The sequence below is a fragment of the Mesorhizobium sp. M2A.F.Ca.ET.039.01.1.1 genome (genome assembly GCF_003998035.1).
In the GTDB taxonomy this organism is placed as follows: Bacteria; Pseudomonadota; Alphaproteobacteria; order Rhizobiales; family Rhizobiaceae; genus Mesorhizobium.
This window is the reverse complement of sequence record NZ_RZRY01001023.1, coordinates 1-1758: the sequence shown is the minus strand read 5'-3', so window position 1 is coordinate 1758 and position 1758 is coordinate 1. Positions and strand designations below refer to the sequence as shown.

The following is a 1758-nucleotide window of genomic DNA, read 5'->3' as shown; positions in this document are numbered from 1 at the left end:
GATGACCACCGACCTCGACGCCGCCGAGGCCTTCTACACCGCCGTTGTCGGCTGGAAGGCCGAGCCCTTCGACAACGCCCCCGGCATGCCCCGCTACATCGTGGTGAATTCCGCCGAGCGCGGCGTCGGCGGATTGATGACCATGCCGGAAGAACCCGCCAAGAGGGGCATGCCGCCAACCTGGCTGGGCTACATCTACACCAAGGATGTTGACGCCTCCACCCAGGCGCTCAAGGACGCCGGCGGCGCCGTGCACCGAGCGCCCGACGGTATTCCGGGCGTCGGCCGGTTCGCGGTCGTCGCCGACCCGCAGGGTGCGGCCTTCATGTTCCTGCAGCCCAATCAGCCTGACCAGCCGCCGGTGCCGGCAACCACGCTCGGTCATGTCGGCTGGCATGAGCTCTACACCTCGGACTGGAAAGCCGCCTTCAATTTCTATTCCACCCAGTTCGGTTGGACGAGCGCCGGCGAGTTCGACATGGGCGAGATGGGCATCTACAAAACCTTCGGCGCCGGTCCGGAATCCGGCGGCGGCATGATGAACAAGCCGCCGCAGATCCCGGTCCCCGTCTGGCAGTTCTATTTCAACGTCGACGCCATCGACGCCGCCGTCAAGCGCGTCACCGACAATGGCGGCAAGGTCATCATGGGGCCGATGGATGTGCCGAGCGGTCAATGGATCATCCAGTGCCAGGACCCGCAAGGCGCGCATTTCGCCTTGCTGGCACCGGTGAGGTAGAATTCTCTCTCCCTCGGAGCGGCCAATCGCATAAGGCGCTCCCACTCTCCGTCTCGGCTTCGCCGAGCCACCTCTCCCCCATTTCATGGGGGCGAGGAAACGCTAACGCGGATGTCGCAGCCTTGAAAGCTCGGGTTCCTCGCCCCCATGAAATGGGGGAGAGGTGTCCGCGCAGCGGACGGAGAGGGGGCAGCGCTGCCGTCTGCGATTGCGCTTCCCTCTTGGGAGAGGTGCGATCAACCCTCCGCAATTGCTGCGAAGGACGGGCAAGACTTATCCGGCTGGCGCCGCTCTCTTAAATTAGTCACTCCGGCGTCAGCACCGCCAGCTTCAGATCGGCCTTCTTCGCGCCGCTGAGCTGGATGATCGCTGCGCCGCCGGCGAGCTTGAAGCGGATGCTCTTGCGGATGCCAGGGCAGGTCTTCACGCCGCTGAAGGCTGCCGATTTTACGGTCTTGCCATCCTGCACCACATCGATCCAGGCCTCGTCGGACAGGCTGAGCTGCAGCTCGCCATCAGGCGGCACCGTCACATTTGCTGTCGCGCCGAACGTGCCGGCTTTCGGTGCCCGCTCCGGCGGCACTTCGAAGCTGACGGTATCCACAGCCTCAAGCGAGAAATCCGCCGCTTGCCCGACCGTGAGGGTAGCGCCGGACTGCGCGGCGGGCGCCGCCGGAAACAGCGCCTGCTCGCGCTCGACCGGCCATTTGAAGGTCTCGCAGCCGGTATCGGCGGCCATGGCGAAGCTGGTGCCTGCAAGGATTGCGAAGAGGCCGATGATGACTTTTCTCATGATCAAGGAGACTCGCTTGGTTTGATCCATCACCCCTCTATTACAACCATAGGGATATATATGCAACCATCGCGAGAAGAAACATGGGGACTCAAGCCATTTCGGCTCACCGATTGTTGATGGTTGGCCAAGGGAAGTGAGTGGTCCACTGCCGGGCGATAATCTAAGGCCCGAGCGGGGGTAAATGGAGTTTCGGATGAAGCTTTTCGAAAGCCTTGCTCAGTTC

The 1758-nt window shown here is 63.0% G+C and carries 2 protein-coding genes; one reads left to right on the top strand and one right to left on the bottom strand.

Annotated features, from left to right (window positions below; genetic code table 11):
* Position 1 precedes the first annotated feature (1 nt).
* The gene (locus EOA24_RS36840; RefSeq protein ID WP_127410758.1) at positions 2 to 739 is read left to right on the top strand and encodes a VOC family protein; all 738 of its coding nucleotides are present in this window, start codon (positions 2 to 4) and stop codon (positions 737 to 739) included.
* A gap of 304 nt (positions 740 to 1043) precedes the next feature.
* Here EOA24_RS36840 and EOA24_RS36835 read toward each other — a convergent pair whose 3' ends face one another.
* Positions 1044 to 1532 carry a hypothetical protein gene (locus EOA24_RS36835; RefSeq protein WP_127252182.1) on the bottom strand — a complete coding sequence of 163 codons (489 nt, stop codon included), beginning with the start codon at positions 1530 to 1532 and terminating at the stop codon, positions 1044 to 1046.
* Positions 1533 to 1758 lie beyond the last annotated feature (226 nt).